This is a genomic window from Alteromonas sp. 5E99-2 (genome assembly GCF_017368475.1).
Taxonomy (GTDB): Bacteria; Pseudomonadota; Gammaproteobacteria; order Enterobacterales; family Alteromonadaceae; genus Alteromonas_F.
The window spans coordinates 92,435-113,102 of record NZ_JAFNJE010000009.1 but is presented as its reverse complement, the minus strand read 5'-3'; the positions used below and the strand labels follow the sequence as shown (position 1 = coordinate 113,102).

The following is a 20,668-nucleotide window of genomic DNA, read 5'->3' as shown; positions in this document are numbered from 1 at the left end:
TGCATAGGTAGGATTAATTTATATTAATTATCTCTCAATAAAATAGACACTTGATTACCTTTATCATTAATTTCCAAGTGTTCACTCAATTGTCTGACTAAGGCTATTCCTCTGCCGCTTAAAGAGTGCTTGTCAGGATCAACCTTACTGTAGTCATATCCTAATCCAGAGTCCGTTATCGAGGCTCGAATACCTTCTTCACTTCCACAGCTTAAACTTAGCGTTACACTATCTTCATTAGTTAAAGCTTCTAACGCCTTATCACGTTTATTCAGATATTCTTCAAAGCCTGAAAAATCGTTTTTTAAATCTGAATTTAAATTCAACACACCATGATCTAAACCGTTTTGGTAAAGCTCAGCGATAGCGGTAAATGTTTTTCCTGCAATTTTGCCATTAGTGTCAGTCGCATATAGAAACTTAGAAACAAATGCGGGTACATCTACTGTTTTTAAATAGTCCCCTTTAACTTCCAAATTAAAGGTAACTGTGCCATTTCGGCTATCTTGTTCATTCCCACTATCGGGATCCGCAATATTGAATTTGGAGAAATCAATAGCGCATAAAGTCACATCGTCAGATAACGGCATATCACCTTTGTGCTCATCAAATAAAATAGAGATATCATCCCAAGGTTTATTCAATAGAGCATAATCCATAAGGATTTGAGTTAACCCCTCTTTACCTATGGTTTCATTTGTATGGTTTTCTTGTTCAATCAGCCCATCAGTAAACATGAACAGACGAGAAACATCAGCAATTTTAAATGTATAAGGTTCAAAGCTAAAAGCGCTTCCTTCAGCAATGCCCAGAGGCATGCAATGAGATGAGCACGACTCTAGGGAACCATTTTTTAATAACACACATATATCGGGCAGTCCCGCATTAACCAAACTAATCATTTGTGAAAATGGTGATATTTCAAGCCCTGCTAAAGTAACGAAGCGATCATCAGGTAATTCAACATTCAACCTGCGGTTTACTTCATGGACGATAGTCGTAATAGGCATGCTTCGATGAGCCATTGCTTTTACCACATGGATAACAGGCATAATGCTAAGCGCTGCGGCTAAACCATGGCCCATTGCATCAGCAAGAAATACATAACGAATACCCGTTGGGCTGGACATTTCAAATATAAAATCGCCACAGAATCCATCGGCAGAGTGTTGCACAGAAAAGTAATCTTTTGCTTGCTCTAGCGCACCACCAGTTATTTTTTGATAAACATGTCGCGCGAAGCTCTCTTCTTGTCGAATACGCTCTAACACCGCATTGGATTTTGCTTTGTTTTGGGAGAGCTCTTTGTAGGTATTTAACGATGCAGCGAGGCGTTTAATTTTAAGGTTAAGCATATCAGCACTAACAGCTTGTGGTAAGCATTCATCAACACCTGCTTTTAACGCATCTAGAATATCACTTTCGAGTTCGGACTCCATTAGGACGAGTATGGCGATGTCTGTATGGCTATGTCTTAAATGACTCACTTCAAGGTTAAAATCAACAGACCATTTTGAAATCCAAATAACGACAATATCGGTTATTTCAGTTACATCAGTACAAAAATCAACTGCATCACTGATTTTATTTCGAACCGAAACTGGAACGCCATTGCAAAAGCAACTGGGTTTACTCAAAACCTTAGGCATAACCAAAAACTCTATTTAATAGAAAATAAATTCTGAAAATTAGCAATTTTTAAAACGTCTAACGCCGCCCCGTGGGCATTAATAATAGTTACTTCAGTATTCTGGGCATCCGCTTTCTTTTTAAGTAACACCATCATGCCAAGTGCAGCACTATCTAAATATTCAACGTTACTAAAATCTAACGTGATTGCCTTTGAAGGTGCACTTTCAAGGGCTTTTCCATACTGATCAGTGAAATTTTTATGATAACCAAAATTAAATTTACTCGGTAAAACAATAGTACTCATGGCAAATAACCTTATCTCTAACGTTTAGCGATAACCCAAACAGCATGAACAATACCAGGAATATACCCAAATAATGTCAGCAGTATATTTAACCAAAATGCTCCGCCAATACCCACTTGCAAAAATACACCAAGAGGGGGTAACAAAATGGCGACAATAATTCTGATTAAATCCATAGAGGACTCCTTATTCATTAATAATAACGATAGTTATAGTATTGATTATAGATGAAATGAAAAAATATTTCATTTTCACTGAGTCAAACTCTATAGCTTCATTGAAATATAACAAAAAGAATAGAATTACCTACCTGTGTTCTTCTGTATAAGTACATTCATGAATTTTGAATTAATTTAAGCTTATGCCTAACTTGTAGAGTTTCTAACACCAATAAGACTAACACTAAACAAAAAATAAGTACGTGTAACCAGTGCACATTAAGCTGTAGCGTATATCTTAAAATTGCTAGTACTCCGAAGTAAGAAATAACTGAGTACTGTATAAGTACACCGGCATAATGCCACTGACTTTGAATGGAAGCTGACAGTTTTGAAAGACGAAAGTAATTGGACATGACCAATCCGCATACAGCGCAAAAAGCAACGACAACACCGACGAAGATAAACGAGCCCCAAACGAATAATTCTGGCCATCCAATCACTTGCGCAGACTTGGCCGGTCCTGACCAGAGCGCATCCCAACTTACAGCAAGAATTAATCCCATACTCATCATGAGTTGGCGATCATCCGCTTTGGATTCTGGCTCTCCGTCACCGGTGTAATCAGTGAGTTCTAAATACAGAAACCGCGCAATAAAGGCAAATGCAACAACACCAACTATTGGGGTTAAGGCCGGTAGCGTTTCAACGCTAAAGTAGGTCAACACATACCCCAACATTGGGAAGACAGTATGAGTAAAAGACACACCAAACACCCAAAAAACAACGGTTTTTATTGTTTTCATATGTTTAGCTCTTAGCATGGTGGCGACTGCTACATCAGCGCCTATGCCAAGCCCCATAATGATACTTGCTAACGCAAAATCCAACATAGGTAGTGCCATTATGGTGCTCCTTCAGACTGGACTTCAATTAAGCTTAAAACCACTTTTTGAGTCGATTCATCGACATCAAAATCAGTTCCACGCCAATCTAAGAATATAGTGCCGTCTTTAAAGATTTTTTCTTCTGACAGACCAGCAGATATCTCAATTATATTTTTGTGTACGTTTTTAGGCATAGACACCATAGGGTCTCTGCCTTTATCAAAGCGCTGCTGTTTTACCAAAGCCATATAGGACTTGTTTAGCGCGTATGCCCTTTCTCGACTTGGTAAAATTAAATGGCGAATATCTTTGTCACCCTCTACCGATGCTCTGCGTACTTCTTGTTCGTTTAAATGACCATCAACAAAAAAACGTTCAATCATTTCATCGTTGTTACGAAATTCGTCACCGCCACCATTTCTGAGTAAATAGGTCATAATTTCAGGTAAAACATGTCCAAGCTGAGGTACATCCGGTATTCCAGCTAAAGTGAATTCGCCCCATCCATATTCGCCTGGCACTTTTCTTGGGAAACTAAAACTCTGGTCTGCGGTCACGCCAATATTGCCATGACAGCCCATGCAATAATAAGTCTCTTGGTCGGTTTGCGCTCGAAGCCGTCCTTTACCGTCTTCAATGAAACCTTGTAGTTTCCAGCCAATATCTGAGCGCATGCCAGACACTCCATTGCCTGCAAATAGAGGTAAACGCTCTTCTTCTTTGTTTTCTTCTTCGTGGTCGTAATAACGACTCATCGACCAGCGATCCGTTTCTAAATTTTTTACTGAATAGCGCACTTCTTTAATACGCTTAGACAAGAAGTTAGGGGAATCTGGGTCCACATATCTCACGGTATGAAGAAACTCTACGTCTCTCGGGTACAAATTCTTTTTCACCGGATACCTTGATGCACTACCTACATAAAATTTAGGCAGGTTCGCAATCGTAGTGACGCCTTGGGTTAATTTGCCATCTCCATTCAAATCAACATGGGCTATGGTTTCATCTAAGGGTTCAACTTTTCTATTAGTTGGTGTATTTGCGTTGCCGCCCGTGGTCATTGTTGCTTCAACAATAGCCAAATTAATTTTATAAACTTCTTTTGATAACTGCCCATTTTCATCAGTATAAAACGGCTTTGGTAGACGTATCATAGTGTCGTCTGTCGCGCCATTTGTGGGGAAAAAGGTACCTAAAAAGGGCTTATATACAAATGAACGCCACCAGCTTCCATCTAACGCAAAACCTTCGTTATCAAACCCTGCGTGTAGGTCAATGTCAGGTGTCCAGCCTGCGTAATTTACCTGTTTTTCCATTGCAGTTTTAAATTCTGAATAATTGTCTTCACGAATGTAGTCAAGCATCCCTTGATTGGAAATTTTCTGGGTTATACTGGAATGGTCGCTAAACAAGTTATCCCAATTGTTAGTTAACCCAAGGTCGCTAAACGCATATTCACGCTGTAGTGGCCAATCGCTTTTAAGGTTACGCGCGGTTTTGTTGGTGTGACATGCCCAGCAAGGGTTGTTCTTTCCATCTGTTTTGGTATAGCACTGAGGAGGTATTACCGCTTCTGCGTTATAGATATCACCCTGAGTTGCTAACGCTAGCGCCAGAGGTTCGTAATCAATAATCTGTTCATTACTATTAGAAACTGTTGTAATTAAACCAATTTCATCCGTTTCTTTTTTAGAGGAAAGGTTAGTCGCTAAATCACATCCGCCAACTAAAAGTAAAAACAGCAGCCATATTCTTTTCATTATTATTCCTGATACTTTTAAGTATTCGCATACATCAAAGGGAGCCTGATCACAGGCTCCCATATGTATTCACATCATGCTTTTTTCTAACTAGTATTTAATTCTCAATGGCTACAACGCGCCATTTGGGAATGTACTTGGATTTTGCTCTCCAGGATGTTGAACACCAAAGAATATGGTACTCATATCTGAGTTAAACGACGGACCTGTTGCTTCAGAATCACTTGGACCTGTAACAATACGGAAAGGTAATCCGTAAGTAGGGTTAACGATTCCAGGTTGTCCTGCTTGGTGAGCTGGGTCTAAATCGAGGAAATATAGGCCATCGGTTGTACCGCGAGTAGTACTGAAATTACCGTCAGTACCGAACCAAACACCGCCTTCAGCATCAATCATGATGTTATCTGGGTCTTCAAAGCAGAAGTCGCAGTTTCCACGTTGACCTTGCGCCGCAGCCCAAAAAGTAAAGGTATCAGAGGATCCTGGTGTTGCTTGATTGCCTTCTTCTAGAACGAAAATTGCTCCTTCAAAATCAAGACGCTCATCAATACCCGCTACACCACCAAGACCGTTATTTTTCATAACACCTTGTTGATCAAGTGCCGTTGGGCGACCATTATTTGTAAATGCAATATACAAGCGGTCATCAATAGGATTCCATTCAACATCTTCTGGACGGTTTAATTCCATTACGCCTAGCTTCATAGACGCAGTAAACAAGGCTGAATAAATGGTATTGTCATCAGTGAATCCACCAATGAAATTATAATCAACGTCCGCTAATGCATCTGCAACACTGGTATTAGCCGCTAATACAACTTCGCCTTCAGAGTTAGTTGCACCTGCATTTGGCGCTGTTTGCGCAGTATTTGTAGTAGAAAGTAATATCCACTCACCACTACCGCGATTGGCTTCAGTTGGAGATTCACAACCTAAAGCGAATATAGCCGCTTTATCTTCTACTTCACCAGACTCAGATACATCAGATGTTGCACATGTTGAAGTAGGGTCCGTCGGCGCTAAGGTATAACCGGTACGGTTATCCATATCGGCAAAGTGAGCGACGAAAAGGCTCCCTTCGTCCATCAAAGCACGTACTTGCACGCGGGTCATTCCTTCGTTGTATACGCTTTCAGAAACCCATTTATAAATGCGGCCACTACGACGGTCGTTTGCTGCGTACATAACAACAGGTTGGCCATCGACTAATTCGAATTGCTCGTCTGTCGCAAACGTTGCGTTTTCCCAGCGCGCACGACCAACTGAGCCTATTTTTCTATGACCGTTGCCATCACCGCCTTCTGTCACGCTAGAGTACGGCACATTACTGCGTTCACGAATATCGATTTCATTTAAGAATCCATAAACATCTCTTTCATGGTTCAATGATTCATCAGTGAAGGTAAATACTGCTGCACCCGCAGCAACAGGTGAATAGTTAATTGTTACGTTAGCACCTGGTCCCCACACGCTACCATCATTAGTTGGCGATGGGTCGAACTCTTGTCTGCTTCCCCACGCGTCTTCTAAGTCGCCATAACCGCCTTGAACATTTTCTTCAGCACTAATAATCGTGCCCCAAGGCGATGTTCCACCAGAACAGTTACCTAAAATACCACCGATTTGTCCGCTCAATAATGCAGTTCCATCGTCGTTGATATCTAAATTATTCAATGCAAAATCAGTCACTGTCGACAAGGTATTTGAAGACGCATCAAATCTTTCTGCATCGGCAGTTTGCTCTGTTCGCCACTCACCGTTCGCTTGCTGGCTCACGCGAAATACACTTCCGCCCACTTGAGCTTTATGAATAGCGATATAACGTTCAGCTCGCTCCACTGTCCAAGCTGCATCATTGGTCACATCAAAGTTAAGAATGCCTTGTCCCATCGCAAACAACGCATTTGATAAATGCTGACCTGTTGGAGCAGAACCAGGGAAAGGGATACCATTAGAAACAAATTCGTGGTTTGCCCACATTACACCAGAACGAGGATCGCCATTAAACTGTGGTGCACTGCCAACTACATCATCTTCGCCCCAATCAGAATCCCATCCATTACCAAAATAAGAGGTGTAATCTAGATTAGCGCCAAACAAAGGCCCATCTGATTCAGTACTAAGAGGTTGAAACCATTGAGTGACTACATTGTTACCAATACCAGAAATAGTGCGAACAGAATCTGTTACCGCTTGCGACAAAGGGAATCCAGTGGGTGTTGTATCTGACGTAGCAAATGTATTGACTTTATCTCTAACGAAATCAGGAATAGAACCACCTTCAGTGGTAAACGTAGCCACTAAAGACGACATAGGCGCAGGTTGTTGACTGGTTCCGCAACTCGTCACAAAAGAGTCAACTTCAGCGTCTTCTAGTACGCCATCACTATTGTCATCTTGCCCTGTTTGTGTAATTACGAACCCGTTGAAACAAGGTCTAACACCCGGTGCGTCTAATTCGGTTACAACTGTTAGCGTTGCTAAACCTGGAGCACCATTTTGCCCGTTGGCTCCGTCAGCACCGTTGACACCATCTACACCATTTGCTCCTTGAGCACCGTCGTCTCCATCACAGCCACTGAGAGCAACGGCTACCGAAAGTGCGAGCAAAGTTACTTTAACTTTATTTCTTGAAGATATTGCCATGGAATTTCTCATTCTTATGATCATGCGTTAAAAGATTATTAATTTTATGTCCCTCACTAGGGCGAATTAATAATGAGCAGATTAAATGACAAATTGGTTACTCATCTGCGATAAATAGATGAACAAATTATGACGATAAGAATGTTTAAAATGAAAATGACGAAGAAAAAACCACTTTGAAACCAATGCCTTTTTGAACAAGTGGAGATTAGAGTGATGATAAAGGGAATAAAGCGTTTAACGTTGAGGACGCGAAGTCCCCTCGAACTTAAGCCTTAAACTTAGGATTATTAACGAATAAAGCCAATATTAGCATCTTGCCCAAGCGGATCGTCAAAGTTCACTAGCGTTGGGAAGATAGTATTTAAATCAGATGGTTGGACCCCAAGCCAATTCGCCATGACTGCCGCGGTTTGGTATGTTGATGTTTGTGGGATCCAGCGTCCTCTGTCTCGGCTGTCTGCATCTCGTTCTCCCCCCAGGACAAGATCTGGGTAACGCCCAAAGAAGTGCCCTCCATTCACAGGCCCGCCCATAACCATCATATTGCCTCCCCAACCATGGTCGGTGCCCGAACTATTCGACGTAAAAGTTCGGCCAAATTCAGAGCCAACATGGGTTAAGGTATTACCAAAATCGCCTTGCTCCATTAACGTGTCACGAAACGCTTTTAACCCATTGTTAAGTTCTTGCATTCTTTCTGCGTGATCCAATAACAAACTGGTGTGTTGATCAAAACCGCCAATGCGTACAAAATAAATAGGTCTATTATTCGTACTGGCATCTTTACCTGCAATTAATTTAGCAACCGCTTTTAATTGATCGCCTAGGCTTGTATTCCCTGCCCCTGCTGCATCGAAAATTTCGTCATAATTCACAGAAGAATTATTTGCAATATCAAAGGCTTGACCTACAGTTGAATTTGCCAACACGGCGGAATCATAAACGTTGCGATAACGCTGGGAAAATAAATCAAATGAAGGCGCTCTCATAAAGCCATCGAGCATTGTCCGCCTTACATTAGTAGCATTGCGAAGCGCTGACGGTCCTTGTGTGTTTGTAGAGTATGTACTGATTAACCGGTTAAGTGTCAGCTGAAAGGGATTTAATCCAGCAGTTGATAGCAATGGAGAAAGTGAAGTGTCAGAGTTCAATTCTCCTAAAATCTCAGCAATACGGCCCCCCCATCCATAACGAATAGTGCTAGTCGGTTCACTGAGTAGTTGACGTGATTGGTCTGCATGAGAAAATAATTGCGGTGGTAACTGCTGAGATGTATTCGAAAAGCTAGTTCGGTTGGTTGGCTCAATAAGATTACCTACATTACTTAATATTCCCATTTCGCCATTATTAAACATATCGGCCAAATCACCACAGTTGGGGTGCATGCCAAAGCCATTGTAGAACTCGCCACTGGATATTAATGCATCCGAACGCAAGTTCAATGTATGTAATTCATCTGCTGGTATCGCAACCCTTCCTCGGCCACTTTCATAACGACTACGCAGTACACCATCATCCTTCGGCGCGACCATATTAAAGCTGTCATTACCGCCAAACAGGTACACGTATACTAGTGCTTTGTAATCCGACGTTTGTGCTAGCGCTTTACTCGCACTGAGCAAACCTGAGAGCCCAATAGTATTTGCTGCTAATGCACTCAAACCAAGGCTACCAAGGCGTTTCCCAAATTGTCTTCTGGTTAATTTATTGCTCATATTTATGTTCCATATAACAATTATTCGTAAGACACCAAACTGTGCTAATCGTATCCATATTGTGTTATTTCAACACTAAGGATTCTGGCGCATTAACTACGCCATACAATGCAATATCCAGTCGCTCATCATCATTTGAATTAACCACCGCATCAATAATAAAGCCTCGTGTACCGGAAATGTCTTCCGTCAGGGCAATTTGCGAAGCGTTATAATAAAAGTCTAAATAATCCACTAAGGCAGCCGCCTTATCTCGTGTACTACCTGGCGCATTATCATAGATTGCATTTAAATTCTGTCGGTTGATTACAACGGTTTGTTCTGTTCTGCTAAGACTATAGGCATCGGCTCTAGCACCAGAGTCAGCAGTTCCTCGGTCAATTAGCAAAAAGAAATCATTTATCGTGTCGAACAAAGACGTTTCTGTTAACAGTTCCATTTCAGGCGCTACCAAAGAACGATTCGCAAACTCACCTGGCGGAGAATAATCAGGCGAGTAAAAATTAAATACACTGGGTGCCGCTAAATTAATATGGTCAGTACTGAAAGCGCCAACTCGTAGAAAGGTACCATCACTATCAAAACGATCAGCATTGGCGAATTCAATATCATGATTACGTCCATCCAGATAGAACTGACTCGACACGTCTGTCATGCGCATAAATGATGTTAACTGAAAAAGAGGTGACTTTTGCTTACCAAACGATTCGACGTCGATGACATTCGGATTACGGGCTTCTTGATCAAGTAAAATCGCTTTAATCGTAGCACGCATATCTCCATTCTCTCCGAACGCGCTAGCAACACGTTGAATGTATGCTCCACTAGGATTTGATGTCACTAACTGTTGAATTAACAGACCGCTAATCCGTGGAGCTGTTGAAGAATGCCCGACTAGTGCGCTAATGACTTCATCAAGCTCTTGGTCTGCAGATACGATGGATTCAGAACGACCTTCAATAACCCGCTGTTGGCCTTGGTCAGTAAACAAACGTTTTTCACCAAAATCATGGAAATCAGGAAAAAACCGCATAGGATGTGTCCATTGCGCTTGGTTTCCACTTGAATTTCTGTCATCTGCATTAAAATTGGTGTTTTCAACATCCGTGTCCGTATCCCGTACTGACACTCTACTCACACTTAATCCAGTAAAAACACGGGCCATTTCACTAATCACTAGACTGTCATAGGTAGGAATAGGTGCGTTATTTGAATCCAGAACAAGGGATCCATCTTGGTTCAAGTGCACTAAGCCGAAACTGAACAACTGCATAATTTCACGAGCGAAATTTTCGTCGGGAAATATACCTTCTTCTGGATTTTCTTTTTGATTTTGTAAGTGGCTAAGATACGTTCCCATAGTGGTGTGACGCGTTACATTTCCAAGTAAACTTTCATAAGTTCCAGAACCACTAGAAGCAAGCATGTCCCAATAGGTTGTTAAACCAAGATAAGCATTGAAAATAGGATTGACGTCGTCACTGACTACCAAAATTTCACTTAACGATTGTGCCAAACGATGTCGTAACTGATCAGGGCTATTCACAGCAAGTGTCCAAAAGGTATGTAAACGTTCGAAACGCGTAGCGATACCTAACGCCTCGTTGCTTGAAATGCCCGTCATAAGATCTGTCATATTGGTTGGCTGCATATCTAGCTGGCTGTCTATCCACTCTTCATAAATTTGAAGGCGGTTACTTCCACTATCATCAATTTTTTCACGAATTTCGTTATAGGTCTTTTCAGTTGCGCCAAATGTCGATTGATTTAAAAAACGAATAACATCCCTATCTATCTGATCTATTGTTAACTTTTCTTCAAGAATTTCTTGCCCTTTAGATTCTCCAAAGCGTTGAATGGCAGCAATAATTTCCCCTTCGGGAAAATCATCTGACAAAATTCGAACAAAGAAATTACCATTAAATAAAGCGTCGAGTACTTCTTGGTTAACCGTATAAATGCCACCAGGTCTAATTTCAAAAACAAAATTTTCAACCCTATCCTCTTTAGGTAAATCAGCATAAGTAACGCCACTTGGAGCAATGTCTAAAAATTGGTCTTGTTTCTTAGAGCTTAAATTTTGAAAATTATAATTTAAAGTAGCGGTTTGATTGTCACCGCTAAGTGCTAAGCTCAATACGCCAGTAGCAGTTGTAGCTACCCCTTCTACAGGTCTAAATATGCCAACAAAATTCTGCTGATTTTCATCGGTATTTCGCGCATCGACTATCTCAACAGTTTGGCTATTCGGTGTATCAATAACGTAGCCATCGCCTTCTACTAAACGAATAGATAAACTCTGAGGAGCTTCAAAACGTTCATCAACATGAGGGCGAACTTGTATTATTCGTTGATCCTGCCCTTGAAGAAAACTCAAGGTACCAGTCACTACCTCTTTCGTGTCGAGGTAGACCAGATCATAATCGTCTGTGTTTGGCTCTAGTTTGGCAGGGTCTTCTCCCGCACCTAATTCAAAATTAACGCTTAACGCATTATTTGAACTGCTTCGAGTAAAAGTAAAACTCGCGGGTTCTTCTGTTTTTTCATATGCTATGGCTTGAGTAGCCACTAAGTTGACTTGAGGTAAAGGCGTTATTTGTTCTTGCAGAGTTACGGGTGCATTTTCACTGCCACCACCGCCACAACCACTTATTATCCCAATAAATAAAGATACCAAAACAGCTTTGTAGTATTTCAACTTATACAAACCTTTTCCCTCTGATGTGCGTTCGACTATAGAGAGTTTTTGTTTATATAAATAGCTATTGTTTAATTTTAGCTACGAATAATGTAGGTAACTGTGTCAATAAATAATGACAGTAAATGCATTATATTACTGTAAGGGTAATACGCATCTCAATGCATTTACGTCATTCAGATTTCAATTTATTTATATTCTTTTACTTAAAAAGGCGGAGTCATTGCCCGCCTTTTTATATAATAACTAACCTTTATTACTCGCCTTTTTCTGCTTTGTGAACTATCAACTTATTTCCAGATTCATCAACAATGATTTCACCACTTGATTCTAAGTTAACATTACCCTTGCCTACTTTTATAGGTATAACAAAAGGTTTAGATTGTACATTGCCGTCAACTTCAATAGAGGCAACCAAAGTAACATAGTACAAGCCGTCAGCTTGCGCCTTCAATTTTAGATTTGGTAACGATTCAAATTCACCCGATTTAGCTACATGACTTTGCCAACTTGTCTTATCGTTGACTAATGACATATTTTTGAGCGGGTTTAATTTTGTAGATATCGTTGATTTGACAGGTGAATCAAAACTCACTTCAATTTCTACTTCATCTCCCGCTTGAGCTGCCTGCGTTAATACTTTATATGTCATTTCAATCGGCGCACCCGGCTTTTGGTAGTTGTGTTTCAAATCTGCTTTTGATGATTCTTCTGAGCTTGCAACGTCAACACCTGAACCACAGCCCATAAGTAACGAAAACGCACCAAATATAATTATATGTAAATTAAAGTTTTTCATTAAAACGCTCCTAATTAGTGCTAATTGCAATATCAAAACAAAGGTCTGCAGTATTAGCTCCACTTCGATTTCCAAAGTGATAAGCTTCCATTACATACTCTCCACTGGCCAAAGTTTGTGACCTTGACTCATTGCCGGTAGCCTCACTTGTAAACAAACGTTGCCCTTGACGATACACGCTAAAATCAACATCTCCTGATGTTTGCGCTATTGCTGTAAATTGATAATTTCCATTGGTATTAATGCTAAATCGCAAATACTGGTTATTACCCAGCTTATTGAATGTTCCATTAGTACTGAAACTACATATTTCAGTAGGCGCTCCGTTTACAACCAATTGTTTATAAATAGGAAGGTTACGGGAGTCTCCACCGTCGTTTGTTTCTCCGGTCCCAAAATCATCGTTCAATACAATATTGAATGATTCAGCTAACGTATTCAGTTCAGATTCACTCTCAGGACTTTGTGACTTAATTGCAGCCATTAGGGTGTAAATGGAGGTAAAGGCGTTGGTACTGACTTCTTGACCTATTAGCGCCTCATAAATAGGGCCAAACCCTAATGATAACGTATCTTCGGTGGTATCTTGTTCATCATCAAATATATCGTAAAGAATAGATTGTACTGCAGCCTCAGAGTATGAGCCTCGATTATTATTGGCTTGCTCTACGTTTATAAAAAAGCCATTCGCTTGTGCATTACCAAAAGAGTCACGGTAGAAAGGATCAAGAGTCACCATTCCCGATAACGCATTACCAAAACCTTCACCTAAGGCAACTCTGAGATCAAGTAAATCACCACCAGAATGCAGGCCGCCAATTGAATCAGAACGGGATAACTGCCCTTCAAAATAGTGACCCCACTCGTGAATAACAACATGATCATCGTATTCATCAGTATCTGAATTGGCCGCGCCAAGAAGAAAAATCTCGCTTCCATCAAAAAAAGAAGTACCTATTTGCCCTATACTTGAGTTGCCACTAACGGCAACATTATTCACGCTCCAATTGAGTTTAAGTGCTGGGAAAATAACGTCTTCATCAACACCAACCACTGTCTGCAACGCTTGATACACTGAATTCAGAATAGCAAATGGCCCTGCGACTCTAGGCTCAGTATAGCTTGACCCAGTCCAACCTGATGGTGCGTTTAAATTCAAAACCGAGTTATCGTTAGTAAAATCAATATTTGCTTGCATGGTATAAAGCGCTTGGCCATTGGTATTATCAACCACTGTAAAATCCCATGTCGGCGCCACATCATCTTTTTTTAATTCGGCTCTGACGCGAACAGTATAATTGCCCGGTGCTGCCACACTTTCAAACCTGTACTCGCCTGAGGCATTTGTAGTCGTTGTTTGTACAACCGAATTACTTTCTAGTAACTCTACCCTAGCCCCTCTTATTGGTGCTTGTATCGTATTATCATAATCCAGAGCATTTGTTGCAGATAACGGAACCAAATCAAATGTAGCCAAACCGGTTAAGGTTTCGGGTGCGACAGCTACAGGCTCATTATTGGTAACGGTTACAACAACTGTTGCGGTATCGGATTCTCCCTCTGCGTCAATCACTGTCAGACTAAAAGTTAATTGAGTGCTTTCGCCAGCTGCAAGAGTAGGCGCAGTAAACGACGCTATTGATGAAGCTGAATCATTTAAAACAACCGTATCTCCTTCTGTCTGCTGCCACAAAAAGGTATCAATAGCTGAGTCATCCACGCTTGCTGAGCCATCTAATACAACCTCAGATGAAGACGGCGCTGACAGGGTTGAAATCACAACCGCTGTGGGAGCTTCATTTGCTGGAGGAGTTACAACGGGCGGAGTCGCGGAAGGTTCCGAATCTGAAGAGCCGCCACCACCGCAACTGGCAAAAGCCAGAATAAACAAACACGCCAAGTACACTTTATAAAGTTTCAATTTCAATCGTCCTTTTATTTAAACTACTATTTCATTTCCTAGTTTTCATTTACCATGAAATTCATTATTAAATCGTAAAACATTTTTGGTATTGTCTCTCATCTCACCGATAAGTTTTTATCATTAGAACTACAATACATTATTCAACGAAACACCTACACCAAAACGCGTTTGTTTATGATTGTAGTCGATAAGGCTTTCTCCATACCCAGTAAACGCAGTAGCAAAACCACGGAGCTTGCCCCAAAGAGGAAAGGTTAAACCCAGCTCCAACGCCCCCTTGTGAGTAGCAAAATTTTGCCGCCCCAAAAACGTAAATTCATACTCTTCCCAATCGTACGCACCTGAAAGTTCAAAGTGCCCTAAAAACTCGTCAATATCTGGGTTGTCATCGCCTCTCGGATCGTTCTCAAATTCTTTCTCTTCTTCCGGAATTCGATACCAAGGTCTGAATAGTAACGCCATGTTATCCTTTTCCCACAGCAATCCGGTATAGACCCGGTTCCAGCTTCTAGACAAGACTTGTGACCGACCATTTGATTGATGCTCAGCGCCTAAAAGCAATCGGGTGTTTCCTCCAAACGGAGACCAATTTAGGGGGGCCAAATAAAAAAGCTCTGGTTGATAATTTGTTTCCCGAAAAGGCTTAGAGATACTACTCACATAAACTTGCCACCATGCTTGTAGCGTGAAGCCTAAATACAAACCATCTCCCTCCACCAGTAGGCTTTCACGGTTCAAAGGCACCTTTAAACTGATTTGAAATTTAGCTTCAATGTCTTCTAAATTGTCGGCAAACTCTTCTACCGAAGAGTAGGCTTCTTGATTAATTCCACTTGTTACTGTTACAGGTAACGCGTAGTTTTTCTTGTGAGGAGTAATAACAAATTCATTAAACTGAGTTTCACTTTCTTGTCGGGTGCGATAACTTAATTGCAACTCCTGTTTCTGATTGCCATCAATGCCATTGCGTTCGACATCATCAGTGTTTGCAAGCTCTTTTCGGTTTTCACACCGCTCTCGTATTTCCGCTACCGTTAAATCACTATGACCGTTTTTTATTTCATCTAATAAACACAAATCCAATGCTGACTGCGCATAAGCATAATTACATAGAAATAGCTGCAACAATAAAAGAGCATTACGTAATTTAGCGATCTTTGAAAAGGAATATGCGTTAACAGAAATGAAATGAATCGTCATAAGAGATAGGGCTTCCTTGTCAAAACGCTAATGATAAAGCTTCATAGCCTGAATAGCCACAAACTACGACGACTGAAGATGCCAAACCTAACTCTGTTGGTTAACGGGCAATGTTAACGCATCAAGCATATCTATAACTGTACGAGTTACATCAAAAGTCCCTTGATAATGAACTAAACCCGTTTTATCTAAAACAATAACAAAAGGCGCCACTGTGAAACCGATTGTGTCACTTAACGTTTGCTCTTTGTCGTCTAGCAATATGCTGTTAATAAATCCCTTGCTAATTAATTTATTTTCCACTTCGAGCCAATCGGGCCTCAACTCCTTGTTTTCAGTAATTATATCAATTGACTTAAATATTTCAGGTTGTAAACAGGCATAAGCATAATAACGACAAAGAAAGTGCTCATAAGGTTGATTTGAACGGTATGCACCTAAAAAACAAATGGTGTGTAATTCCGTTCCTTTAAGAGATTCAAGCCTTTGGCTAAGGCTAACTATTTCTGTGCTTTTTAATATATTTGGTAAAGAATAATCAGCAGCGAGTACATTCCCGACTAAGTTTAAGTGATAGTCTTTTATCGGTAAATTACGTTTTTGTAACGCAGATAGATATTTAGGTGCATCGTAAAAGTAATACGCTTCATCAAAACAAACATACGCTTCCTTTTCTTCGCCAACCCTTTCGTAAAGCGTCCCCAATATAAAGTGCATCATGGCTCGAGAAACGGACGTGTGATATTTAGACTCTTCATTGATGAATGTTGTTAACAATTTTATCGCATTGAAGGGTTCACCTACCAATGCTTCATGAAACCCGCGCAAGAAAGTAATATTTGGCGAAGTAAATTTAAATGTAAATGCAAAAAGTAACAGGCTTCTAAGCAAACTAGGTTTGATCGCAGCTGTTATCACCTCAAGTAATTCCTCATCTTTCCCATGAAGAAAGAAATTTGCCAAATCCGCAAGCTGAAAGGTGACGCCTTTGGCTGACTTTACCAAAGCACTTGTGGTCAATTTAAAATCAATACCTACTGGCAGGTCTGTCACATAAACGGTAAAAACATTACCTTTCTCTCTCTGCCTAATTTTATAGCCTATAGTCTCATCTGGCACACTAATGTGATTCCCGTCTGTTGGCGGAAATGAATCAATATCAAGAAGGAAATCACCAACACAAACTCCTCGCTGAGCCGCAGGCGAGTCATTTGCAACATATGTAATTAAGGCTCCGTTATCATTAATAATATATTCTCCTCGCCGTAGTTAGCTAAACATGATTGTTTTTAACGTTATTGTCTTGCGTTTCCGTCTATTGGTGTGCTTGTATTCGCTTCCATATTTTCCTCTAAATAATAATAACTCTATCCTTAGATCACATTAAAACCGTGAGACTGCATAGATTATCAAATGTTAAAAAAGAAGAAAGGAAATCTTACACTCAGCCGACAGCTTGCAATATTTGCCCGCAAAACCACGCCATATAGGTACCGACCGTGTAACCCAAAACCGCAAGTAGGACTCCCACAGGGGCCAAAGACGGATGAAAGGCTGCAGCAACAACAGGCGCTGATGCAGCCCCTCCAACATTGGCCTGACTACCTACAGCCATATAAAACAACGGCGCTTTTAATAATTTAGCAACAAGCAGCATTAAACTGGCATGAATAAGCATCCAAATAACGCCAATAACGAAGTAAATAGGCGCATCGACTATCATGGTGACATCCATCTTCATGCCAATAGTCGCAATAAGAATATATAAAAATGCCGAGCCCATTTTCGATGCACCAACACCTTCAAGTTCTCTTGCTCGAGTAAAAGACAAAATAACCCCAACAGTACTGGCGAAAACAATCATCCAAAAGAACTTACTGTGAAAACTCAATCGGTCTAGGTTAGGAAAATGTTCAATAAAATACGGCGTGACATTGTCTGCAAATAGGTGAGCAAAGCCAGTTACACCCAAACCAACACCAAGAATAATCATGGTGTCGGTCAATGTGGGTATACGAGCATGCTTTTTTTGAAACGCTTCAACTTTGGCTTTAAGCAATTCAATTGCAGAGGTATCAGCGCCGGTTTTTGCGTCAATGGCTTTTGCATTGCCAGCCATAATAAGCAATACCGCCATCCAAAGATTGGCAACAATGATATCTACCGTCACCATAACCGAGAACATTTGGTCCCCTGCCCCGTAGATTTCCTTCATCGATGCTTGATTCGCACCTCCGCCAATCCAACTTCCAGCGACAGTCGTCATCCCTCGCCAAACGGCATTAGGGCCTTCTACGCCAATTAATTCGGGAACAAAACTCGATACAATTAACAGCGCAATAGGCCCGCCAATAACAATGCCTAAGGTGCCTGTTAAAAATAAAACAATCGCTTTTTTACCCAGTTTTGCAATGGCTTTTAAATCGACACTTAAGGTGAGTAACACCAAGCACGCAGGTAACAAATAACGAGAAGCCACAAAATACAGTTTCGAGTTTTCACCATCGATTAAACCAAAGGTATTTAACAACGAGGGCAAAAAATAACACACAAGAACAGAAGGAATGAATAGGTAAAACTTTTTCCAAAACGCCGACTGGCTGTTGGCCGTGTAAAACACTAGGGCTAACATTATGGCGATAATGCCCATAACAGTAGCGTCATTAGTAAACAAAGGAGAATGTGTTGATAGAGGATCTGATTGCATATTTAGCTCACTTTTTACCGTATTCCATTGCGGCGGTATTTATAATTATTATTTTGTCGATAATGCTGTGGTCATCCTAACACATTCGCTAATTTCCGTTATGTTCGTAAAGCTTTACTCCACTTAATATTATGTAGATTCATCTTTTTTTTACGTTATTAAGGTCGCGAAAAACTAGACTAGATTTAAATATTGTTTAACCAATGCCTGTTGATTTCGCCCTACTGGGATAGTGAGTTCTTTGTTTGTTTTCACTTTTAAAAGAATGTCTTTATTTTTTCTTTCGATTTCATTCACTTCGTCAAGATTAACAATAAAACTTCGATGTACTCTAGTAAAGCTATCAATATCTAACGTACCTTCCAAATCAGACATCGACAAGTTACACATGTATTCATTGTCTATTGTGTACAAAGAACAGTAGTGTCCTTCCGCTTTGATAAAAACAATGGATTTTAAATCAATTAACAGGATCCTGTTGTTCTTATAAACAGGAATTTTTCTTATTTTTAAGGGCTTATTACCGCTTAAACTATCACTGTTAACGCCCGACGCTATATCAGTCAGATCATAAAAGATCATACAGGTACCAACGACTTCCTTTTCTCCATACATTTTACTGACTTTAATCATTAATAAACGATCAATTGCATTGACCATCATAGAAACAGGCGCGGGAGAGTCCATCGGGCAACGGGATTCTTTCAATAATAGTTTAATTTTTTCATGGCTTTTTTCGGGATGGAAATTAAGTATATTTTCGCCAAGAGCTAACTCTCTTAAATTACCAAGTACGTCCATTGCAACTGAATTTAACGCGCTGATCTGATTGTTGTAATCTAACCAAACAATGCCAGGGTCAAACTGTTGTAGTTTATATTGTAAAGTTTCCATTCAGTATCTCTAATAAAGCACATGTACAAGTTAACTCATTATGAGTGCAAAACATTCCATACTATTGCGCCTAACAAAGGTTATTTTATTTCTACGTTACTGCCAACCCTTTTGATCAGAATCCATAACCTATGGTTATTAATCCAGCTAATGTGCGACTTAAAACGAATTATCTAAAGACACGTCTATTTCAGCATATAACGCAGAATCTAAGATACTAGTAGAGTTGCCATCAAAAAAAGTAGGAGCTCCCATTAATAATTAAGCTTCTTTATTTAAGTGGTGCAGACATAGCGGAACGTAAAAATATAGATGGGCGTAAAACAATAGCCTTACTTATTGATATTATTTTGCTTCCTTTTTAATAAAAAAGAATCAAAGCATTGCAACTTCAGCTTTGTGTAGTAAATTGATGACTCGTAAAGCATATGGAAAATATGCCCAGCGATGATCATCAATGTTAAATGAGCAAACATTTGCAATTGAGCATTAACTACATTTACATCGCTTTTAAGACGCTCAAAAATTAACATTCCAACAAGCATACCTAAATTCAAGCACACTAATTTCGCCCAACTAACTTTCGAACTTCCCGCAACCAACATTCCAAACATGCAGCCAACAAACATACCTTTTACTGTTATTGGAGCAACAACATACATATTCCCTTGCCCACAAAGCTCGTAAAAAATATCGACATTGGTTATTCCAAATTCTAGGTAAAAGCCAATGAAAAGGCCAATAAAGGCAAACGACATTTCCCAGGTAAATAAAATAAGCTTCTTAAACTGCAAAATATGAATGAACGCGATGGCCAGCAACAAAAAAATGCTCGAAAGAAAAAATATAAGCCCTTGTAAATTTGAGTTCAATTGCAATATAAATATACTCAAAAACAATAAACAAGAGGGCTTTGCGTAACCGTTAAAGTTTACATGCGTCACGTAGCGCCTCCCAACTAAGCAAGGCACACTTATGTCGTGATGGCATTTTACTGATATTACTAAGAGGTATTAAAAGCCTATGTGATTCTGCGCTCACGTCATTCTTTTTCAGTATATCGAGTAATTCTTCATAAAAAGAATTTACTTCAGACGTTTTTTTGTTGGTTAATATTTGGGTCATTATTGAAGAAGATGCTATACAAATAGAACATGCCCGTGCTTCAAATTTAATATCAGTAATTGTATTGTTTTCTACAACAACACCGACCCTAATTTCATCGCCGCAAAGTGAGTTAACACCCTTGCCAACAGTATGCTTTTCGTTAATCACACCCAAGCCGTGAGGCGATTTGTAGTGCTCCATTAATATGGCCTGATGTTCTTTGTTGCTCATATT

At 40.1% G+C, this 20,668-nt stretch carries 16 protein-coding genes; all 16 read right to left on the bottom strand.

What is annotated here, in order from left to right; all coding sequences use genetic code 11:
- Nucleotides 1–23 precede the first annotated feature (23 nt).
- A complete protein-coding gene (locus J3L16_RS10835; RefSeq protein WP_207613000.1) occupies nt 24–1,649 on the bottom strand; it encodes an ATP-binding SpoIIE family protein phosphatase in 1,626 nt (541 codons plus the stop codon).
- An 11-nt stretch (nt 1,650–1,660) separates the two neighbouring features.
- Nucleotides 1,661–1,936, bottom strand: coding sequence for an STAS domain-containing protein (locus tag J3L16_RS10830; RefSeq protein ID WP_207612999.1), 276 nt, complete (start codon nt 1,934–1,936; stop codon nt 1,661–1,663).
- Nucleotides 1,937–1,953: 17 nt separating this feature from the next.
- Entirely contained in the window at nt 1,954–2,112 is a 159-nt protein-coding gene (locus J3L16_RS10825; protein ID WP_207612998.1) for a YqaE/Pmp3 family membrane protein, read from the bottom strand.
- A gap of 158 nt (nt 2,113–2,270) precedes the next feature.
- A complete protein-coding gene (locus tag J3L16_RS10820; RefSeq protein ID WP_207612997.1) occupies nt 2,271–2,999 on the bottom strand; it encodes a manganese efflux pump in 729 nt (242 codons plus the stop codon).
- Entirely contained in the window at nt 2,999–4,741 is a 1,743-nt protein-coding gene (locus J3L16_RS10815) for a hypothetical protein (protein ID WP_207612996.1), read from the bottom strand. The genes J3L16_RS10820 and J3L16_RS10815 overlap by 1 nt, the downstream gene beginning before the upstream one ends.
- Nucleotides 4,742–4,852: 111 nt before the next feature.
- Nucleotides 4,853–7,387 carry an alkaline phosphatase PhoX gene (locus J3L16_RS10810; protein WP_207612995.1) on the bottom strand — a complete coding sequence of 845 codons (2,535 nt, stop codon included), beginning with the start codon at nt 7,385–7,387 and terminating at the stop codon, nt 4,853–4,855.
- A gap of 290 nt (nt 7,388–7,677) precedes the next feature.
- On the bottom strand, nt 7,678–9,105 hold the full coding sequence (locus J3L16_RS10805; RefSeq protein WP_207612994.1) for a DUF1501 domain-containing protein: 1,428 nt from the start codon (nt 9,103–9,105) through the stop codon (nt 7,678–7,680).
- A 64-nt stretch (nt 9,106–9,169) separates the two neighbouring features.
- The gene (locus J3L16_RS10800; protein WP_207612993.1) at nt 9,170–11,803 is read right to left on the bottom strand and encodes a DUF1800 family protein; all 2,634 of its coding nucleotides are present in this window, start codon (nt 11,801–11,803) and stop codon (nt 9,170–9,172) included.
- Between the two features lie 256 nt (nt 11,804–12,059).
- Complete coding sequence (locus J3L16_RS10795) at nt 12,060–12,602, bottom strand: hypothetical protein (protein ID WP_207612992.1); 543 nt, start codon at nt 12,600–12,602, stop codon at nt 12,060–12,062.
- A 10-nt stretch (nt 12,603–12,612) separates the two neighbouring features.
- Nucleotides 12,613–14,523 (bottom strand): carboxypeptidase regulatory-like domain-containing protein, encoded by a 1,911-nt coding sequence (locus J3L16_RS10790; protein ID WP_207612991.1) that lies wholly within the window; start codon nt 14,521–14,523, stop codon nt 12,613–12,615.
- 129 nt (nt 14,524–14,652) lie between these two features.
- On the bottom strand, nt 14,653–15,726 hold the full coding sequence (locus tag J3L16_RS10785) for a phospholipase A (protein ID WP_207612990.1): 1,074 nt from the start codon (nt 15,724–15,726) through the stop codon (nt 14,653–14,655).
- 87 nt (nt 15,727–15,813) lie between these two features.
- Nucleotides 15,814–16,845, bottom strand: a complete 1,032-nt coding sequence (locus tag J3L16_RS10780; protein ID WP_207612989.1) for a hypothetical protein — start codon at nt 16,843–16,845, stop codon at nt 15,814–15,816.
- A 325-nt stretch (nt 16,846–17,170) separates the two neighbouring features.
- Complete coding sequence (locus tag J3L16_RS10775; protein ID WP_207612988.1) at nt 17,171–18,433, bottom strand: DUF819 family protein; 1,263 nt, start codon at nt 18,431–18,433, stop codon at nt 17,171–17,173.
- Between the two features lie 174 nt (nt 18,434–18,607).
- A complete protein-coding gene (locus tag J3L16_RS10770) occupies nt 18,608–19,327 on the bottom strand; it encodes a LytTR family DNA-binding domain-containing protein (protein ID WP_207612987.1) in 720 nt (239 codons plus the stop codon).
- Nucleotides 19,328–19,659: 332 nt separating this feature from the next.
- Nucleotides 19,660–20,151 carry a hypothetical protein gene (locus tag J3L16_RS10765; RefSeq protein ID WP_207612986.1) on the bottom strand — a complete coding sequence of 164 codons (492 nt, stop codon included), beginning with the start codon at nt 20,149–20,151 and terminating at the stop codon, nt 19,660–19,662.
- Nucleotides 20,152–20,251: 100 nt separating this feature from the next.
- Nucleotides 20,252–20,665 (bottom strand): Fe-S cluster assembly sulfur transfer protein SufU, encoded by a 414-nt coding sequence (sufU, locus tag J3L16_RS10760; protein ID WP_207612985.1) that lies wholly within the window; start codon nt 20,663–20,665, stop codon nt 20,252–20,254.
- Nucleotides 20,666–20,668 lie beyond the last annotated feature (3 nt).

Bases quoted from the DNA above. Each gene is read 5' to 3' on its own strand.
- J3L16_RS10835 (WP_207613000.1), bottom strand. From the start codon at position 1,649: ATGCCTAAGGTTTTGAGTAAACCCAGTTGCTTTTGCAATGGCGTTCCA.
- J3L16_RS10830 (WP_207612999.1), bottom strand. From the start codon at position 1,936: ATGAGTACTATTGTTTTACCGAGTAAATTTAATTTTGGTTATCATAAA.
- J3L16_RS10825 (WP_207612998.1), bottom strand. From the start codon at position 2,112: ATGGATTTAATCAGAATTATTGTCGCCATTTTGTTACCCCCTCTTGGT.
- J3L16_RS10820 (WP_207612997.1), bottom strand. From the start codon at position 2,999: ATGGCACTACCTATGTTGGATTTTGCGTTAGCAAGTATCATTATGGGG.
- J3L16_RS10815 (WP_207612996.1), bottom strand. From the start codon at position 4,741: ATGAAAAGAATATGGCTGCTGTTTTTACTTTTAGTTGGCGGATGTGAT.
- J3L16_RS10810 (WP_207612995.1), bottom strand. From the start codon at position 7,387: ATGGCAATATCTTCAAGAAATAAAGTTAAAGTAACTTTGCTCGCACTT.
- J3L16_RS10805 (WP_207612994.1), bottom strand. From the start codon at position 9,105: ATGAGCAATAAATTAACCAGAAGACAATTTGGGAAACGCCTTGGTAGC.
- J3L16_RS10795 (WP_207612992.1), bottom strand. From the start codon at position 12,602: ATGAAAAACTTTAATTTACATATAATTATATTTGGTGCGTTTTCGTTA.
- J3L16_RS10785 (WP_207612990.1), bottom strand. From the start codon at position 15,726: ATGACGATTCATTTCATTTCTGTTAACGCATATTCCTTTTCAAAGATC.
- J3L16_RS10775 (WP_207612988.1), bottom strand. From the start codon at position 18,433: ATGCAATCAGATCCTCTATCAACACATTCTCCTTTGTTTACTAATGAC.
- J3L16_RS10770 (WP_207612987.1), bottom strand. From the start codon at position 19,327: ATGGAAACTTTACAATATAAACTACAACAGTTTGACCCTGGCATTGTT.
- sufU (WP_207612985.1), bottom strand. From the start codon at position 20,665: ATGAGCAACAAAGAACATCAGGCCATATTAATGGAGCACTACAAATCG.